The organism is Leptolyngbya sp. CCNP1308 (assembly GCF_034932455.1).
In the GTDB taxonomy this organism is placed as follows: Bacteria; Cyanobacteriota; Cyanobacteriia; order Phormidesmidales; family Phormidesmidaceae; genus Nodosilinea.
The window spans coordinates 1-16715 of sequence record NZ_JAYGIH010000020.1 but is presented as its reverse complement, the minus strand read 5'-3'; the positions used below and the strand labels follow the sequence as shown (position 1 = coordinate 16715).

Annotated in this window: 6 protein-coding genes and 2 pseudogenes; 2 read left to right on the top strand and 6 right to left on the bottom strand. The window is 55.3% G+C overall.

Going from position 1 to position 16715, the window contains the following annotated elements; all coding sequences use genetic code 11:
• Positions 1–468 precede the first annotated feature (468 nt).
• Positions 469–4416, top strand: a complete 3948-nt coding sequence (locus VB780_RS08175; RefSeq protein WP_323350643.1) for an EAL domain-containing protein — start codon at positions 469–471, stop codon at positions 4414–4416.
• 220 nt (positions 4417–4636) lie between these two features.
• Here the strand turns inward: VB780_RS08175 and VB780_RS08170 are convergent.
• The 3 genes and pseudogenes from VB780_RS08170 to VB780_RS08160 form a co-directional block, all read right to left on the bottom strand.
• Positions 4637–5340, bottom strand: a protein-coding gene (locus VB780_RS08170) for an IS1 family transposase (RefSeq protein ID WP_323350642.1) whose coding sequence is annotated in 2 segments (ribosomal slippage) — positions 4637–5016 and positions 5016–5340 — 705 coding nt in all. Because the reading frame shifts where the segments join, the coding sequence is not laid out codon by codon here.
• Between the two features lie 63 nt (positions 5341–5403).
• Positions 5404–8619, bottom strand: a complete 3216-nt coding sequence (locus VB780_RS08165; protein ID WP_323350641.1) for a PAS domain S-box protein — start codon at positions 8617–8619, stop codon at positions 5404–5406.
• Between the two features lie 257 nt (positions 8620–8876).
• Positions 8877–10390, bottom strand: a pseudogene (locus VB780_RS08160) (IS5 family transposase).
• 221 nt (positions 10391–10611) lie between these two features.
• Here VB780_RS08160 and VB780_RS08155 point away from each other — a divergent pair.
• Complete coding sequence (locus VB780_RS08155) at positions 10612–10845, top strand: hypothetical protein (RefSeq protein ID WP_323350640.1); 234 nt, start codon at positions 10612–10614, stop codon at positions 10843–10845.
• Positions 10846–10932: 87 nt separating this feature from the next.
• Here the strand turns inward: VB780_RS08155 and VB780_RS08150 are convergent, their stop codons facing one another.
• The 3 genes and pseudogenes from VB780_RS08150 to VB780_RS08140 form a co-directional block, all read right to left on the bottom strand.
• Positions 10933–12699 carry a putative bifunctional diguanylate cyclase/phosphodiesterase gene (locus VB780_RS08150; protein ID WP_323350639.1) on the bottom strand — a complete coding sequence of 589 codons (1767 nt, stop codon included), beginning with the start codon at positions 12697–12699 and terminating at the stop codon, positions 10933–10935.
• Positions 12700–12714: 15 nt separating this feature from the next.
• Positions 12715–16638: a PAS domain S-box protein gene (locus tag VB780_RS08145; protein ID WP_323350638.1), complete on the bottom strand. Its 3924-nt coding sequence runs from the start codon at positions 16636–16638 to the stop codon at positions 12715–12717.
• Positions 16604–16715 (bottom strand): annotated as a pseudogene (locus tag VB780_RS08140) (IS1 family transposase); the annotation flags it as partial. The pseudogene VB780_RS08140 and the gene VB780_RS08145, both read right to left, overlap by 35 nt.

Here is a 16715-nt window from a genome sequence, read left to right as displayed (position 1 = left end):
TGTGAAATTCCATTTACGCCAAACAGCTTACCCCTGCTACCGCCCCCACCGATGAGGGCACCCTAGGTAGGCAGCAGGCGGGCGTTCTGAAGCGTAGATACATCCTGAGAACTAACCCCCATCGGCAGCGGTGCCGATGGGGGGGGGTGTTTGGTCTCTGCGCAGGCACTACCCTACCGTCCATCCCTTAGTTTTTTCTGCCCTAACGGCGTCACTGCAGCGGTATTTGGAGGTGAGGCCGGAGCAGGTGGCGGGGGCGATCGCCGCATTGAACTACTAAACCTTAGTAGAAAGATTACGCCAATCTGCTGAAGGAGGTCAATTTATACATCAAAGTCATAGCTTCTATCCGTACTAAGGTTACGATGTTTGTAGCATCTAATACGTTTGAGTGTAAGCATAGGTAGCCTGTTATCGGGACTACGCTCGACGATGGTTGACTCATCAAGACGTTAAGAGGGAGAGAGGATGCCAACTATCGAGGGTGATTATGAAGCGGCTCGGTTAGCCGCGTTAGCTCGATATAATCTCCTTGATACGGCCCCAGAAGCGGCTTTTGATGATTTAGTTCAACTCGCCACTACGATCAGCCAAACCCCGATCGCGCTGATGAGTCTGATTGATGACCACCGCCAGTGGTTTAAGGCAAAGGTTGGACTAACCACAACGGAAACTCCCCGTGAGTGGGCTTTTTGCGCTCACGCGATTTTACAGTCGCAGCCTTTCATCATCGAAAATGCCCTGCTTGACGAGCGCTTCGCGCAGAATCCGCTAGTCGTCGGGGAGCCCCACATTCGTTTCTACGCCGGCTTTCCCCTCGTTATTGCCGATGGTTATCCGCTAGGGACGCTGTGCGTCATTGACCAGCAACCGCGCCAACTAGACTCAGAGCAACTCGAAGCGTTGCGCATCCTGAGCCGTCAGGTCGTGGCACAACTGGATCTAAGATACGGGCACCGGGTGCTTAAGCAAACCCTAAAAGACTGCACAGATATTGAGTTTACGTTAGACCAGTCTTCCATTGTGGTGATTGCAGATGCCCAAGGGTTGATTACCTATGCCAATGATAAGTTCTGCGAAATCTCTCACTATTCAGCGGTAGAACTGATTGGCAACAAACATCTTTTAGTGGAGGAAGGCGAACATTCTCCGACTGATTTAGAAGCCATCTGGCAGACCCTTAATCTTGGGCAAGTCTGGCGGGGAGAAATCCAAAAACGTGCTCGGGACGGTAGCTTGTATTGGGTTCATACTACTATTGTCCCTTTTCTTGAGGGGGATAACATGGCCTATCAATACATCGCCATCGGTCACGATATTACGGCTCAAAAGCAGCTAGAGGCGAAACTGCGGCGACAATCCGCTCAGGAACGCCTGGTTAGGCAAATGGCTGAGCGCATTCATGTTCAAGGTGAGCTAGATCTAACCGCGATTTTGCAGACCACCGCCGCTGAAGTACGTCATCTATTAGAGTCCGACCGAGTCCTGATCTACCAACTTAACGCTGACCACAGTGGCTGTGTCGTAGCGGAATCGGTGGACGCTCAGTGGCGCACCATTATGGGCACCCAGATTTACGACGACCATTTTGCCCGACATTACTTACAGCTCTATGCCCAGGGGCGGGTGCAAGCGATCTCAGATATTGAGACCGCCGATTTGACCCCTTGCCATCGTGACTTGCTAGCCGATTTTCAAGTACGGGCCAATCTAGTCGTGCCCATTGTCGATGCGGTTAAGCTCTGGGGCTTGCTGGTGGTGCAACAATGCTCTGGTGCGAGGGTATGGCAAGCAGATGAGATTGATTTGCTCAAGCAACTCACCACCCAAACGGCGATTGCGATTCATCAGTCAGAGCTGTATCAGCAGTCTCAAGCTGAACTGGAGAAGCGCCAACAGGCTGAGACTGTGTTGCGGCAGCAATTTGAGCGGGAGCGTTTAATTACGGCCGTAGCGCACCGCATTCGTGAGTCGTTAGACCTCAATCAGATTTTGAATACGACGGTGGCTGAGGTTAGGCAACTGTTGCAGGCTGATCGGGTACTGACCTATCGCATCAATTCTGCCGGTACCGGTTCAGTGACGAATGAAGCCGTTGCTCCGGGATGTTTTCCGTTAATGGATCAACCGCTACCAGAAAAGGTTTTTCCGGTTGAAAGTCACCGCCTTTACCAACAGGGCCGGGTCCGCGCCATTGCTGATGTTAGGCAAGACGATATCTCAGCCTGTTTGGTAGAAACCCTCCATCAACTTGGCGTGAAGTCAAAGCTAGTGGTTCCAATTCTCCACAATCAAGAGCTTTGGGGGTTGTTAATTGCTCACCAGTGCCACCATCATCGTGAATGGCAATCTTGGGAACTGGACTTTCTCAAAGAACTTTCGGCCCATATCGGCATTGCGATCGCCCAAGCAACCCTGTTAAAGCAAGCGTCTCAGCAAGCCCAGGCGGAAGCCACCATCAATCGCCTCACCCGCCTGTTGCATACTCCTGGAGATGCCATGCGAGTGATGCAGCAAGTCATGGATGCTACCGTTACCGCCTTGGGTTGCATTGGTGGACAGCTCTATATCTCCGCCGATACCGAAGCGCAGAGTGACCAGCTTTACCGTTCAGGAGTGCAACCCGCCTTAACCCTGGAGGTTGAAAGATATCTTTGGCGTCGTTTGGCCCAGAGCGCGAATGGTGGAAGGCATCGGACAAAGAGTAGTAGAGAGGATCCAACTTGCCATTTCTACACCCTGCAGGACTTCAGGCAAGATCCACACCTGCGGGCGTTGGGAGCGGCTTTCGAAGCGGTCGCCATTCATTCTGTACTGATTGTGCCCCTGCAATATCAGCAACAAGCCATCGGGTGGTTCAGCCTGTTTCGTCGCGAACCAGGTGTGAGTTTGTTTGCGGCGGGTGGGCTTCTAAACCGCCAACAGACGACTGCCGATGCCAATCCATTCTCTCAAGACTTAGCGGATACGCCCTTTGCCTTAGGTTGGAACGCAGAAGACATCAAACTGTCGCAAACCCTTGCCACCCATCTATACATCACTGTGATGCAGCGGCGGATTGAGGCCACGATTCGCCATCAAGCTTGTCATGACCGGCTCACTGGATTACCCAATCGACTGCTGTTTGAAGAAAAATTGGTCCAAGCTTTAGAACAACTCAAACTCCTCAATAGCCGACTGGATAGTAGGATGCTAGCGGTTTGCTTTGTGGATCTCGATCATTTCAAGGCGATTAATGACACCCTGGGCCATGCCGTGGGGGATCAGCTACTGCAGCAAGTGGCACGGCGAATTTCAGGCTGTTTAAAGGAGGGCGATGTTGTGGCGCGTTGGGGTGGGGATGAATTTACCCTGATGCTCCAAAATATTCAGTCCACCGAAGATGTTACGAAAGTGGCTCAACGGGTTCTTAATAGCCTGCGTGAGCCGTTTGTGTTCAATCGCCAAGCCTTTCGAGTTACCACTAGCATTGGCATTGCTCTCACCCCCAGCCACGGTCAAGATGTTGAGACCCTGCTGAAAAATGCGGATGCCGCCATGTATGACGCCAAGCATCAGGGGCGCAATAACTTTAAACTCTACTCCTCTGTCACGATAGGGAATGCCCTGGATCAACTGATTTTGACCCATGATCTTCATGAGGCCGTGGAGCAGAGTGAGTTTGTGCTGCACTATCAGCCCCAGTTAGACTTGCAGACAGGCCGGGTGACTGTCGCTGAGGCTTTAATTCGTTGGCAGCATCCTCACAAAGGGTTGCTGATGCCGGGAGAGTTTATACCAACAGCCGAAGTGACCGGGCAAATCAGCGCGATCGATGAGTGGGTAATTGGGGCCGCCTGTGCTCAGATTCGCTCATGGCAAAACCTCGGGAACCCACCACTGCGTATTGCTGTTAATCTTTCTGCTCAAACGATTCAGCAAAAAAACTTGCCCCAAAAGATTGCTCAAATCTTGCTAGATTATCAGCTTGATCCCAGCCAGCTAGAGGTCGAAATTACGGAAAGAGTAGTGATGCAGGATATCCCTGCTGCGATCTCTACCTTGCAAGAACTGAAAGATATGGGGATTTACATCTCAATGGATGACTTTGGCACAGGGCACTCTTCCCTTGCTGCCTTGAAACAATTTCCGCTCCATTCCCTCAAAATTGCCCGCGAGTTTATTCAAGATCTGTCCCTTGAATCGAGGGAGATGGCTGTTGTGCAAGCGGTGATCGCTCTGGGCCACGGGCTAAACCTGGAAACGGTTGCTGAAGGGGTCGAAAAAGTAGAACAGTTGGAGATATTGCAAACCCTACGCTGCAGTAGTGTTCAAGGTTACTTACTGAGTAAACCGCTCCCAGCCAAGCAATTTCAGCAATTTATTCAGACTCACAATAACCCAGAGGAGTTGTGTAAGGCGGTTACAGAACATTAGTGATCAACCGCAATCGTTAAAGGACCAGTCAGTCGTACCCAGAAAGACCTAAAGGCACTGCGTCAATTGGCTTCGTTAAAGACCTGAAGTGTTAGCTGAGTTATGGTGATTTCTGGTGTATGGAGGGAAAAGAAGGAAGGGCGTATCCTGCTGGATGAAGCAAAGCACCAGACAAGGAATACACCATGAATAGCGACAATCTTATTTCGGCGTTGCTGAATTAAGGTATGAACCGTGGAAGGACAGGGACATCACCGAACGTGAGGTAGTGAAGTAGCAAACGAACCGAGTGCTTCAGCATGTCTACGGACTTGGAATAGCACAAGGTCTTACGATGCAGACGAGCGAGATAATGTCGCAAGCGGCTATTCTCCCCTTCAACCCGCGTCATATAGGTTTTGCTGACGATCTGGTCACCTTCTGGGATGAACTGAGGATAAACTGGATAGCCATCGGTGACCCAGAAGTAACAGGCCCAGTCCTGGATTCGATTCCAAAGGGGCGCAAAGGTGGCCGCACTGTGGTCACCGATGACCCAATCTAAAATCCCTGGTACAACGTGATTCACCGTTGTCCACAGCCAGACTTTGTTCTTTTTGCCCCGACAAAGGTTTCCAATTCATCGAGTTCTCCGACCTCAGGCGGGGTATCGGGAGCGTAGGCATCGGGCAGTAGCTCACCCACCTGTTTAACCCAGGTGATGGTAGCGGTGTGATGCACTCCGGTCATTCGCTCGATGGCCCGGAAGCCCGTTCTATTGACGTACCGTCGAAGGCAATCGCGTTTGACGGCGTCTGGATAGCCGCGTTGGGGTTCATAGTGGTCGATAAATTGGCGGCCACAGGCGACGCAAATGTGATTTTGCTTACCCTGCTTTTTCCCATTCTTACGGATATGGGTACCACCGCACTCAGGACACTGCATCACTAGGCCTCCTTGACTCATACCCTAATTGTGCAACGCCTGGAATAAATCAGTGTGCTATCTCTAGGCTGAGGAGGATCCAGGCCCTTCGCCACTTTTGTCGCGGGCACTGTAAACCACCACCATGTTGCGTCCCCTGGTTTTAGCCTGATAGAGAGCCACATCGGCGGCTTTTACCACGTTAATGCCCTTGGCCCCGTGGTCAGGAAAGCTCGCCACTCCCAGCGAGGCCGACAGTCGTTCCAGCGTCATGCCGTTGTAGCTTACCCGAAGCTGGCCAATGGCGTAGCGAATGGCTTCAGCCCGCGCCAGAGTTACATCTGGGGGCGATTCAGGCAGCACCAGGGTCATCTCTTCCCCGCCGTAGCGGCAGGCAATGTCAGACCCCCGCACGCTGTCGCGCAGCAGCTGGCCCACGGCTTCTAGCACGCGATCGCCCGCCTCGTGGCCATAGACATCGTTAAACCGCTTGAAGTGATCGATATCGAGCATAATTACCCCAATCGGATGGTGGTGGCGCTGGGCTCGCTCAATTTCCTGAATTAGGGTCTCTTCGAGGTATCGGCGGTTATACAACCCGGTGAGCGGGTCGCGAATGCTTTGATATTGCAGGGTTTCGCGTAGATGCAGGTTGGCCAAGGCCAGCGCCACCTGCTCTGCTACGGCGCGGGCCAGCTGCTGGATGGGCCGTTTGATCTCACTGGCACTGAGGTAAAATAACCCCAAAGTTTCGCCCTGAGCCAGGAGGGGCAGGCAAAGGGTGGTGCTGGCCACCGGCGCCGCCTCAGCATGGTGGCAGCGCAGCCCCAGGCTGTTAGGGCCGACCTGGTGCGATCGCCCTCGGCGCAAGGCCCAGCAGTCTAAGGGGCTAAAGGAGCTAAACAGCGGCTGCGAGTTTAACTCCGGCCCCCAGGTGGTGACGATTTCCATGTGATTGCGCGACGGGTTGAGCATAAAAATAGCGCCGCTGCTGCCGATAAAAAGCGGTGCCACCAGAGCACCTAGCGCCTGGTAGGCTTCGTCCATCGTCAAACAGGCCTGCAAAAAGTCGATTATCTCTCCTAAGCGCTGCATTTCATCATTGCGCTGCTTGAGTTCATCGACTCGGCTTTCAAGCTGCTCTTTAGCCTGTTTGAGCTCCAGCTCGGCCTGTTTGCGATCGCTCATATCGCTGTAGGTACCAATCACTCGCAGGGGTTGGTGGTCGTCAGTCCATTCGATCACTTGCCCGCGGTCGAGAATCCATTTATACGTGCCATCCTTGCAGCGTATTCGGTGCTCATTTTGGTAAACCGGGGTTTCTCCGCTGAAATGCCGCTGCAAATCGGCGTGGCACTGCCCCAGATCATCGGGGTGAATGCGATTGCTCCACTCGTCGTTCGCTGTGCTGATTTCATCATCGCTGTAGCCCAGCAAGGCTTTCCACTGGCGCGAAAAAAAGACCGTGTTGGTCTGAGGATTCCAGTCCCAGATGCCATCACCTGACCCCTCTAGGGCGAATTGCCAGCGGGCTTCGCTGACTTGCAGGGCGGCTTCAGCTTGTTTGCGTTCACTGATATCTTTTAGAAAACAGTGGTGCCCTACAAACCTGCCTTGGGCATCGTAGCCGGCAATCATGGTTACCTGCTTATAAAACAGAGAGCCATCTTGCCGTAGCCCGCGCACTTCTACCTCGACTTTGCCCACGGTTTTCATCGTTTCATAGGCCGATTCTATGAAGGGCAGGTCATCGGCATAAACAGTACAGCTTGGAGCTGTACCGATTAGAGCCCTGGGTTCATAGCCGCAGATGGAGGCATAGGCACGGCTGACGCTGAGGTATCGACCCATTGAATCGATGTAGGAAATGCCCTCAACAGCATGTTCCATAGCAAGGTTAAGGTGGCGCAGCTCATCTTCGGCTTGTTTGCGCTCGCTAATGTCTGTAGCCACGTAGGAGAAGCGAGGGCGCTGGCTCTCAGCAATGCCGATAAACGACACTACAAAGGATAACCAAGAAGTGGTGGCATCGATGGTATGGGCATAGTCAAACTGCACGGGCTGCCCTGAGGTTTGACTGTGGCGATAGTGAGCGATCCAAGCCTGAACGTGATCGGTAGGTATGCCGAGATTAGTAGTCCATTGCCCGACTAATGCGGTGACGGTGGTATCAAAGAAAGTAGCGGCCGCCTGGTTATCTGAGATGTGCAGAATGTCATGCTCTGAAAGCTCTACAATGCCCATCATCAAGGGCGACGAGTTGTAGAAGCTTTGCAGGATGGCGGTCTGCTCGTGGAGCGCCTGCTGGGTGCGTCGCTGCTGGGTAATGTTTCTGATAATCTTAGAAGCACCAATCACCACCGTGCCGGTTTCATCCTGCATGGGGGAGATAGTCACCTCCACATCCACCAAATGGCCATCCTTGCCCTGCCGCTGGGTTTCGTAGGTCTCTACCCGTTTGCCCTGGTGTAGTTGTTGAAAAATTGAGATTGCTTCGTCCTGGCGGTCGGGTGGAATAATGAGCGTAATCAGTTGACCGATCGCCTCCTGAGCCGTAAAGCCAAACAGCTGTTCGGCGGCCCGGTTCCAGCTGGTGATGACACCCTCGGGGGTGTTGCTAATGATGGCATCCTGGGACGATTCAACGATGGCCGCCAGTTGAAAACGCTGATCACGGCTTTGCTGTAGCGTTTCTACTACCTGATCTTCTAAATCTGCCTTGGCGGCTCGTAACTGCGCGACCAGTTCAGCCTGGTAAATAGCGATGCCTACCTGGACGGCAATCTGTTGCAATCCCGCGATTTCTTCGCTCAGCCAGGGGCGAGGGTCGACGCAGCTATGGGCAATTAACAGGCCCCACAGCTGAGACTCGCACAGGATGGGCACCACCAGGTTGGCCTTGACCTGAAAGCGGGCCAGAAACTCAGCATGACAGGGGGTGAGGTTGGCGGTAGAGATATCGGCGATCGCCCGCACCTGTTGCTCTTCGTAAGGCGCTAGCCAACTCGATTCAAAGCAGGCGTCGTGAATGACCTGCCCCAGAAGAGACCACTGGGGATACTGAACGGCCTCGACCACCACTTGACCGCCATCCCCAGGTATCAACTGATAAAGCAGGGTGCGCTCACAGTTCAAAAGCTGCTGAACAGCATCAGCGGTGGTTTGCCAGATTGTGGCCAAATCTAGCGATTGGCGAATTTGTAGGGCGACCGCTGCGATCAATTGCTCCCAACTGACAGACCTGGAACTGGCGTCGTGACCACTGATGTCAGAGGGTGCTCTATTGTTGATTTTCACCATCCTCAAGGCTCCTAGTGTTTGCCCTACAGCTCACCTTACGCAGCAATCAGTGCCCGAGGAATTCCTTAGCTTTACACTTTTTTTACAAATCTCACCCAACCCCTGAATTGGATCATTTTTTGATAAATCTTAACTGGGTCAAAAACGTTCTAACCTGACATATTAAACCCAAGCTGGAGCCATTTATCACAACCTCTCCTCCGCTTTAAGTAGGGTTTACTGAAAAAATAAGCGAGGGTTGGATAACGTCTTTTTGATTAGGCTGGTGCCTGATCGCCCATCGCCGCTGGCCAGTGAGCAACCCTCCGTGACCTGAGTCGCCCGATTTCTTTGGCGAGATAGTGATGTGTGAGGCGGACAAAAAATAAAACAAGTGGTCGGAGCCGCCGCTCCAGATTCATCACTAGAACCGTAATAGCTATGGCGGTAGCCGCCGTATGGGGGAGTTTGGCCATCACCCGGTTCAGACTAAAGCGACGTTTGCCCTGACCAAACTTGCCCTCAATAGCATTGCGAATCCGGGCATCTTGTTGCGCCTGACGCTCAAGGTCGGGTTTGGCGGTAGCGGCAGGTCGTCCCAGGGGCGGCCCACTGAGGCGAATCCCTCGCGCCTTGCACCACTGGCGGTTAGCTCGGGTGCGATAGATCTGGTCTGCGTGTACCGATTCGGGATAGACCCCAAAGCGGTCTTTGTAACGTTCAACCTGCTGGGGCAAGTCGAGGGCTTCGTTGAACGCCTCCCAATCGAGATGGTCGATGAAGCAAAAGCCCTGGACGCAACTGACCGCTAGCTTGGCCCCAAACTCAACCGGGGTGCCTGCCTGGCCGCGCACGATGGGGCGGACATGGTTAAGCCAGACTGACAATGCGATGCTCAACCCGATGTTGGCGCTGTTGATACATCCGCCACTGCTGACGGTAGACCTCCTGAATCACCAGCAACCGCTGGTACCAAAAGCCAGCCAACACCTCAAAGCGAGCCCCGGCTGGGACAACCTGGCGAATTTGCTCCAGGTTCCGACGCAGGTATCGCAGTTGCTGGCCAATCGCCTTGCGAATCTGCCGACGACTCGAACGGCGCTGCTTGGCCACGTTGAGAAAGTTCCGTCGGGCTTGTTGCTGGTAGGTGCGGGGCTTACGCTGCCCCGGTTGACGAATCGTGGCCCAGAGTTGATCCAAGATTCGTTCACTACTGGCTCTGGCTTGGTTGAGCAGATGCAAGTCCGTAGGATAGTGGATGTCGGCTGGAGCCACCGTCGCATCTAACAGCAGTTGGCCTTGGTTGGGTGGGTCATCATCCCGTGGGCCGGAGTCATCGTCGGTGTTGTCGCTCGGATCTACCGGTTCGGTTGAGATTGGGGGATCCGCCTCCGCCACTAAGACAGCCTGCACCACCGCCTCATTGACCTGGTTCACTAACTCTAAACTCAACCGCTGTCGAAAGTGCGTCATCATCGACGCGTCAAACGGCGCTCAGTCACTGTACTCGGACAACCCCAAAAAGTACTGCAAATACGGGTTCTCCCGCACCCGATCTATGGTCTCTTCGTCACTCACCCCTAGCCGCTCTTTAATCATCAACGCCCCCAGCACCATTCGAAACGACTTGGCTAGTGCCCCTCGCTGAACTGCGCTGCATAACTTGATTCAAACGCTTCCCATGGAATCATCGCCGCCAGTTTCACCCAGCGATTCTTCCCCGATAGCTTGCCCCAAACGGCAAGTAAAAGTTCTCAAAACTCAGTTGACCTGGGCTCGATTGCCGGTACATTGGTCTCTGCGTCCAAGGATGTCAGCGGTAGTGCACAATTTTCCTTGCACTTTAGCAGCTCTCAACCACGCCGAATCATCCTATCCGCTTAGTTTTGGGGGCTTTTTCAGCAAGCCCTAAATATTGCCTGTAACCCAGAGCCTACATTGCTCAACTCAGATCTTGCACCTTGGCAGGGGGGATGAGAGAAAAGGGCGTGAAACGTATAGATAGCAAGGACCATGAAGATTCTTGCCCACGCCCAAGCGCTAATTTACCAACTGTTGGACGGGATACCGAGTGCCTATCAGCGCCAAAGCCTGAAAGCCTTCCTAGAACTGTTTTTCCAAGGCACAAGGGGCACCGCTGCCGAGCATAGTCACCTGAAGTCGGCGAGCGCCTTGAGTCGGTTTCTCACGGTGTATAGCTGGTCAGTGCGCCAGGTGATTTGCCAGGTGCACCACGCCATTGGCTAAGAGCTAAAGCGCTATCGACCTCAGGGCTTAGTGAACTTTCCAGCTAGGGAGAGAGGCTTAGGGTGATCTGGTAGCGGGGCATTCTGCTCAGATTGAGCTTGAGGAGGCAAAGATCATGAGGGGGGTATCTCTGCTGTTGAGAAAGCGAGCCTCAATGTCCGCCGCTGGCAGGGATTTAGAAAATAGATAGCCTTGCCCCAGTTCGCAGTTGAGCTGTTGCAGTCGCTCGAGCTGGGGCTGGGTCTCGATGCCTTCAGCGGTGACTGTCAAGCCCAACTGCTTGCCCAGGGTAATAATGGTATCGACGACCTTACATTTAGAGGTCAAGACTTGAATTTGGCTGGTAAATGATTGATCGATTTTGAGGTCATTGACCAAAAATTGGTGCAGATAGCCCAGGGAAGAATAGCCCGTGCCAAAGTCGTCGATGCTGATCTGAATCTGTCGCGATCGCAGGGCATCCACCAGGGCAATGGCGGTTTCGGCATTGTCCATAATGGCGCTTTCGGTAATTTCCAGCTTGAGCCGGGCGGGGTCGATGCCGGTGGCGGCCAGAACCTGGTCAATATCGTCGAGCAGGGTGGGGCAGGCAAACTGCCGCACCGACAGGTTGACGCTCATGGTTAGATCGCTCCAGCCCTGCTGCTGCCAGCGGTGCAGCTGTTGACAGGCCAGCTTGAGAATGAGCAGGCCCACCGGCACCACCAGCCCGGTGGTTTCCATTAGGGGAATAAACTCGCCGGGGGCGACCAGGCCACGGGTGGGATGCTGCCAGCGCACCAGCGCCTCTAGCCCGGCAATTTTGAGGGTTTTGAGGTGGACAATGGGCTGGTAATACACCACAAATTCCTGGCGATCGAGGGCGCGCTTGAGGTCATTTTCGAGGGCCAGGCGATCCACCATGGTTTGGTGCATTTGCGGGTCAAAAAATTGGTAGCTGCCGGTTCCCTGCTGCTTGGCTCGGTACATGGCAATACCAGCATCCTGGAGGAGTTGCTCGGGGCAGGGGTAGTCGCTGTGGCCTAGGACAACCCCCAAACAGGCCGTGATGAAAATACCCAGCCCTGACACGGTAAAGGGGGCTTTGAAGCTGTCTAAAATGGTTTGGATCAGCGATTCAATGCGCTCCATATCGCTAGTCTGGCGCAGCAAAATACAGAACTCGTTGCCCCCCAGACAGGCCAGCAGACCGCCGCTGGGCACTAGCTGCTGGAGCCGCTCGGCGATCGACTTGAGCAGCTGGTTGCTCAGGGTGTACCCAAAGGAACCGTTGATCAGCTTGAACTGATCGCAGTCGAGATAAATCACCGTGAAGGCCGAACTTTCAGCCTGGAGCAACTCAGCTAGGACCTGGGTTAGGGCAACCCGGCTGGGCAACTGGGTTAGGGGATCCTGGGCAATGATCGCCTGGAGCTGGGCCGTACGCTCTAGCACCTGGGCTTCGAGCTGGGCGTTAAAGGTTTCTAGCTGCCGATACTGCTGCCGCAGCAGCAGCATCGATTGCACCCTGGCAATCAGCTCTAGTCGGTTGATCGGCTTGCTGATAAAGTCGTTGGCCCCGGCGCTAAAGCAGCGGGCGAGATCCTGTTTTTCGCTCAGGGCCGTCACCATAATCACCGGCAAGCTAGCCCAGGCGGGCGAAGACTTGAGCCAGTGGCAAACCTCAAACCCATTGAGGCCGGGCATCATCACGTCGAGCAAAATCAGGTCAGGTTCCAGGTGGTCAAGGACGGCAATCGCCGCTTCCCCCGTGCTGACGTAGTGCAGCTGATAACCCTCGGCGTCGAGCAGAGCCTCGATGACATCAAAGTTATTCGGGTCGTCGTCAACGATCAGAATAGAGGCGGATGGCATAGGTCTGCTGGTGAGTTAGAAGCCGGAGGTCGCGAGGGGATTGAGCAGGTGCTGAATGGCGGCGACCAGCTGCCTGAGCTTAAGCGGTTTGCTCAGGCACTGGTTTGCCCCGGCCCCCAGACAGCGATCGCGATCGCCCACCGCGCTGACGTCGGAGATCGCAATGATCGGGCGATCGGCTAAGTGCGGCTCGGCACGAATGCAGCGCATCACCTCCAGGCCATCGCCCCCCGGCAGCTGCATATCCACCACGATCAAATCGGGATTTTCTGCCAGGGCCAGGGCCGCTTCGCCCTGGCGGGCTACCAGCAGGCGGTAGCCCTTAGCGGTCAGGTAGTTAACCACGGTGCTGATCGTGGCCTCCTGGTCGCTCGCCAGCAAAATCAGGGGCTTTGGGGCCGCCGTCGCCGGGGCCTCTGGGGCACTGGCGACGGCGGTAGCCGGGCTGGCTGTCCATCGATCTGTCCCCACCTCGTAGGGCAGGTCGATGGTGAAGCTGCTGCCGACCCCGACCTCGCTGACTAGCCCCACCTGACCACCGTGCAGCTCGGTGAACTGTTTTACCAGGGTGAGGCCTAACCCTGTGCCCTCGTACTGGCGGTTGAGGGCACTGTCAATCTGAATGAAGGGTTGAAACAGTCTTGGCTGGTCGTTGGGGGCAATGCCAATGCCCGTATCCTTGACGGTAAACCGGATCACGGATCGGAGCTCGTCACTGTCTTGACACGACTTTAACGCGACCGTCAGGCTGACGCGCCCTCCCTCGGGGGTAAATTTGACCGCGTTCGCGAGCAGGTTGATCAAAATCTGACGCACGCGCCGCTCATCGATCACCAGGTCAGGCAGGTCGGCAGGAACACAATCTGTGAGCTGAATGCGTTTTTTGTAGGCCTGCTGCTGCACAAAGGTCAGGCTTGCATGGCACAGGGGCGCGATCGCCGTGGGGGTCAGGTGCAGGGTAATTTGGCCCGACTCAATTTTGGCCATATCGAGAATGTCGTTGATCAGCGCCAGCAGGTGGGAGGCGCTGGTCTCGACAATGGTGAGAGCCTTGAGTTGCCGCTCGTTGATAGTGCCAAACACCTGCTCTTGCAGCCCCTCAGTCATGCCCAAAATGGCGTTGAGGGGGGTGCGCAGCTCGTGGCTCATGTTGGCGAGAAACTCGTCCTTGGCCTGATTGGCTGCCTCGGCGGCGTGGCGGGCTTCTTCTAGGTCGTGCATATGCTGGTGCAGCTGGGTCTCCGCCCGCTTGCGATCGCTAATATCGGTCTGAATGCCAACAAAGTGGGTGAGCTGGCCCTCGGGGTTATAAATGGGCGAAATGCTGAGGTGGTTCCAAAATGGCTCGCCATTCTTGCGGTAGTTAATCAGCTCTACGGTACAGTCTTCGCCAGCAGCAATAGCCTGACGCAGAGTATGCAGGCCAGGCTGCTCCAATTGATTACTCTGCAAGAAGCGGCAGTTATGCCCCATGGCTTCGGCCGCAGAAAAGCCAGTCATGCGCTCAAAGGCGGGGTTGACGTAGATGATCGGGTTGCTGGGTTGGCGGGCATCGGTAATCACAATGCCATTGTGGCTGGCGGCGATCGCCCGCTCCCGCAGGCGCAGAGTTTCTTCCAGCCGCTGGCGATCGCTGACATCGCGAAAAATGCCCTGCACCACCCGGGTCGTCCCCAGGGTGATAGTCGTCGCGGTAATATCCACCGGAATCCGTCGGCCATCGGCGTGCAGGATGGGGACGTTAGAGGCTTGAAAATGGGGAATCTCAATAGACTCTTGAAAGAGGGCGATGATCTCTGCCTGCTTCTCTGGCGGATGCAGTTGAGATTGGTGCATCTGGGTCAATTGATCACGGGAGCGGCCAAACAACTCCTCCGTGTGGCGATTCACCTCTAGAATATGACCCTCCATATCGGCTATCAGAATGGCATCGCTGGCCCCTTCCCTCAGGCCCCGGTAGCGGGCTTCGCGCTCCTCCAGGGCGGCGGTGCGATCGACCACCTGTTGCGCCAACGATTGATTGAGTTCTTCGAGCTGGCGTTCGGCCTGTTTGCGATCGCTGATGTCGCGCACCAGGGCTAGCACCTCATCGTCTCGGTAGGGCACCACGCGCACTTCTTCAATCTGAAATGTCTCTGTCGTGGATAGATCCTGCTCATAAAACTGAATGGCTTTAGTGGCCAGGGCCTGGGCGATCGCATCGAGACGCTGCTGGGCCGCTACTGGCGGCAACGACTCGGTCACATGGGTGCCGACTAAATCTGACAGAGGGCCGACCACCTGGAAGGTGGGGCTGGCGGCAAACTCTAGGTAGATGCCATCTTTACTCAACCGCACCAGTAGATCGGGCAGGGCCTTCAGCAGCGCTCGCTGGTGGGCTTCGTTCTGCTGAAGGGCTAACTCCGTGCGCTGGCGTTCGGCTTCGCCCTGTTTGCGCTCGCTGATGTCGCGAACTAAAAACAGCACCTCATCCTCGCCGCACCGCACCGCCCGCAGTTCTTCTTGCTGGAGGCGATCGCCCACCGAAATTTGCTGCTCGTAGGTTTGCACCTCATGGGTCGCCAGAGCCTGACGGATGGCCTGCATCTTGAGATCGGCCAGATCGGCGGGCAAAAACTCCGACACGTGGCGGCCAATCCGGCTCTGAGAGGGAAGAACAATATCCAAGGGGTGATTTTGGCTCAGCACTTCGCGGTATAGGCCATCGGCCCCCACCCGAATCAGCAGATCGGGCATGACCGAGAATATGGCCCAGCTTTGGGCCTCGCGGCGAGCCAACAGACGCTCAGCCTGCAGCCGATACTGGGCAGAGGCAATGGTCTGGGCCAGCACCTGCACCATCTGCTGGATGTCGTCATCCCATAGGGTAGGTCGGCCCAGGGTAAGAAACCCCACGTAACCCACCACCCGAGTCTTTTGAATCAGGGGCACAGACAGCACGGCTCCGACGTTAAACTTCTGCCAACGGGTGCGATCGGTGGCGCAGTCGGCGGGCAGAGCCCCCACCTGGGGCACGCTGATCACCTCCCGCCGAAGCAGCGTCGCCGTCGCCCAGGGAAACGCCGCTATCGGTATGGCAGCGGGAATCTGTCGCACTACAGGGCATTTAGGGCAGTACCACTGATGGGTAACTCGCATCGTCTCCCGCAGCGGGGCAGCAGCGTCAGGCAGGGCCACCACATGGCCGTGGTCAGCCTGAATATAGGCTCCGATTTGGGCTAGGGTGCGGATTACCTCAGCGTTAAACTGGGCAGCTCTCACCTCCACAAATCGCTGGGTCACCGCCATCATCAGACGGTTGAGGTCGCGCTGGCGGGTTACGGTCAGCTCAGCCTGTTTGCGGTCGGTAACCTCCAGCACCACGCCAAACCACTGCACATCGCCATTCGGCAGGCGCTCGGGCTGACCATGAACCTGAACCCATTTAGTCTGGCCCGAGGGCGTAATAATGCGCCATTCGTGGTGCAGGGGGGTGAGGGTGGCTGCACTGTGGGCAATGGCCGCATCTACCTCAGTCCTATCTTCCGGGTGCAGTAGGGTGGCCATGGCGCTAAAGTCGGCCAGGGCAATGTCAATGGGAACCTCGAAGAGGTTGACCCCGGTGCTGCTCAGGTAGGTAAACGCGCGATCGCCGTTGGCCCGCTGCACAACCGTGTATGAAATTCCCGGCTGAGTCTCCACCAGCTTTTGAAACCGGGCCTCGCTCAGCTGTAAGGCCTGTTCTACCCGCTGGCGATTGCGCCGATTTTGGGCTTCCCGCAGTTCCCGACGCAGAGTTTCCGGCAGGCGGGCCAGGTTGTCTTTCATAATGTAGTCTTGGGCACCGGCCTTCATCAGGGCCACAGCCTGCTGTTCGCCAAGCATCCCAGAGACGACAATAAAGGGCACATCGGCGTTGCTGAATTCAGGTATGAATTGACTTTGGAATGGGCACGTCACCGAACTTGAGGTAGTGAAGTAGCAAACGAACAGAGTGCTTCAGCATGTCTACGGACTTGGAATAGCACAGAGTCTTC

Excerpts from the sequence above, each read along its gene's own strand:
- VB780_RS08155 (WP_323350640.1), top strand. The coding sequence starts at position 10,612 with ATGAAGATTCTTGCCCACGCCCAAGCGCTAATTTACCAACTGTTGGAC.
- VB780_RS08175 (WP_323350643.1), top strand. The coding sequence starts at position 469 with ATGCCAACTATCGAGGGTGATTATGAAGCGGCTCGGTTAGCCGCGTTA.
- VB780_RS08150 (WP_323350639.1), bottom strand. The coding sequence starts at position 12,699 with ATGCCATCCGCCTCTATTCTGATCGTTGACGACGACCCGAATAACTTT.
- VB780_RS08165 (WP_323350641.1), bottom strand. The coding sequence starts at position 8,619 with ATGGTGAAAATCAACAATAGAGCACCCTCTGACATCAGTGGTCACGAC.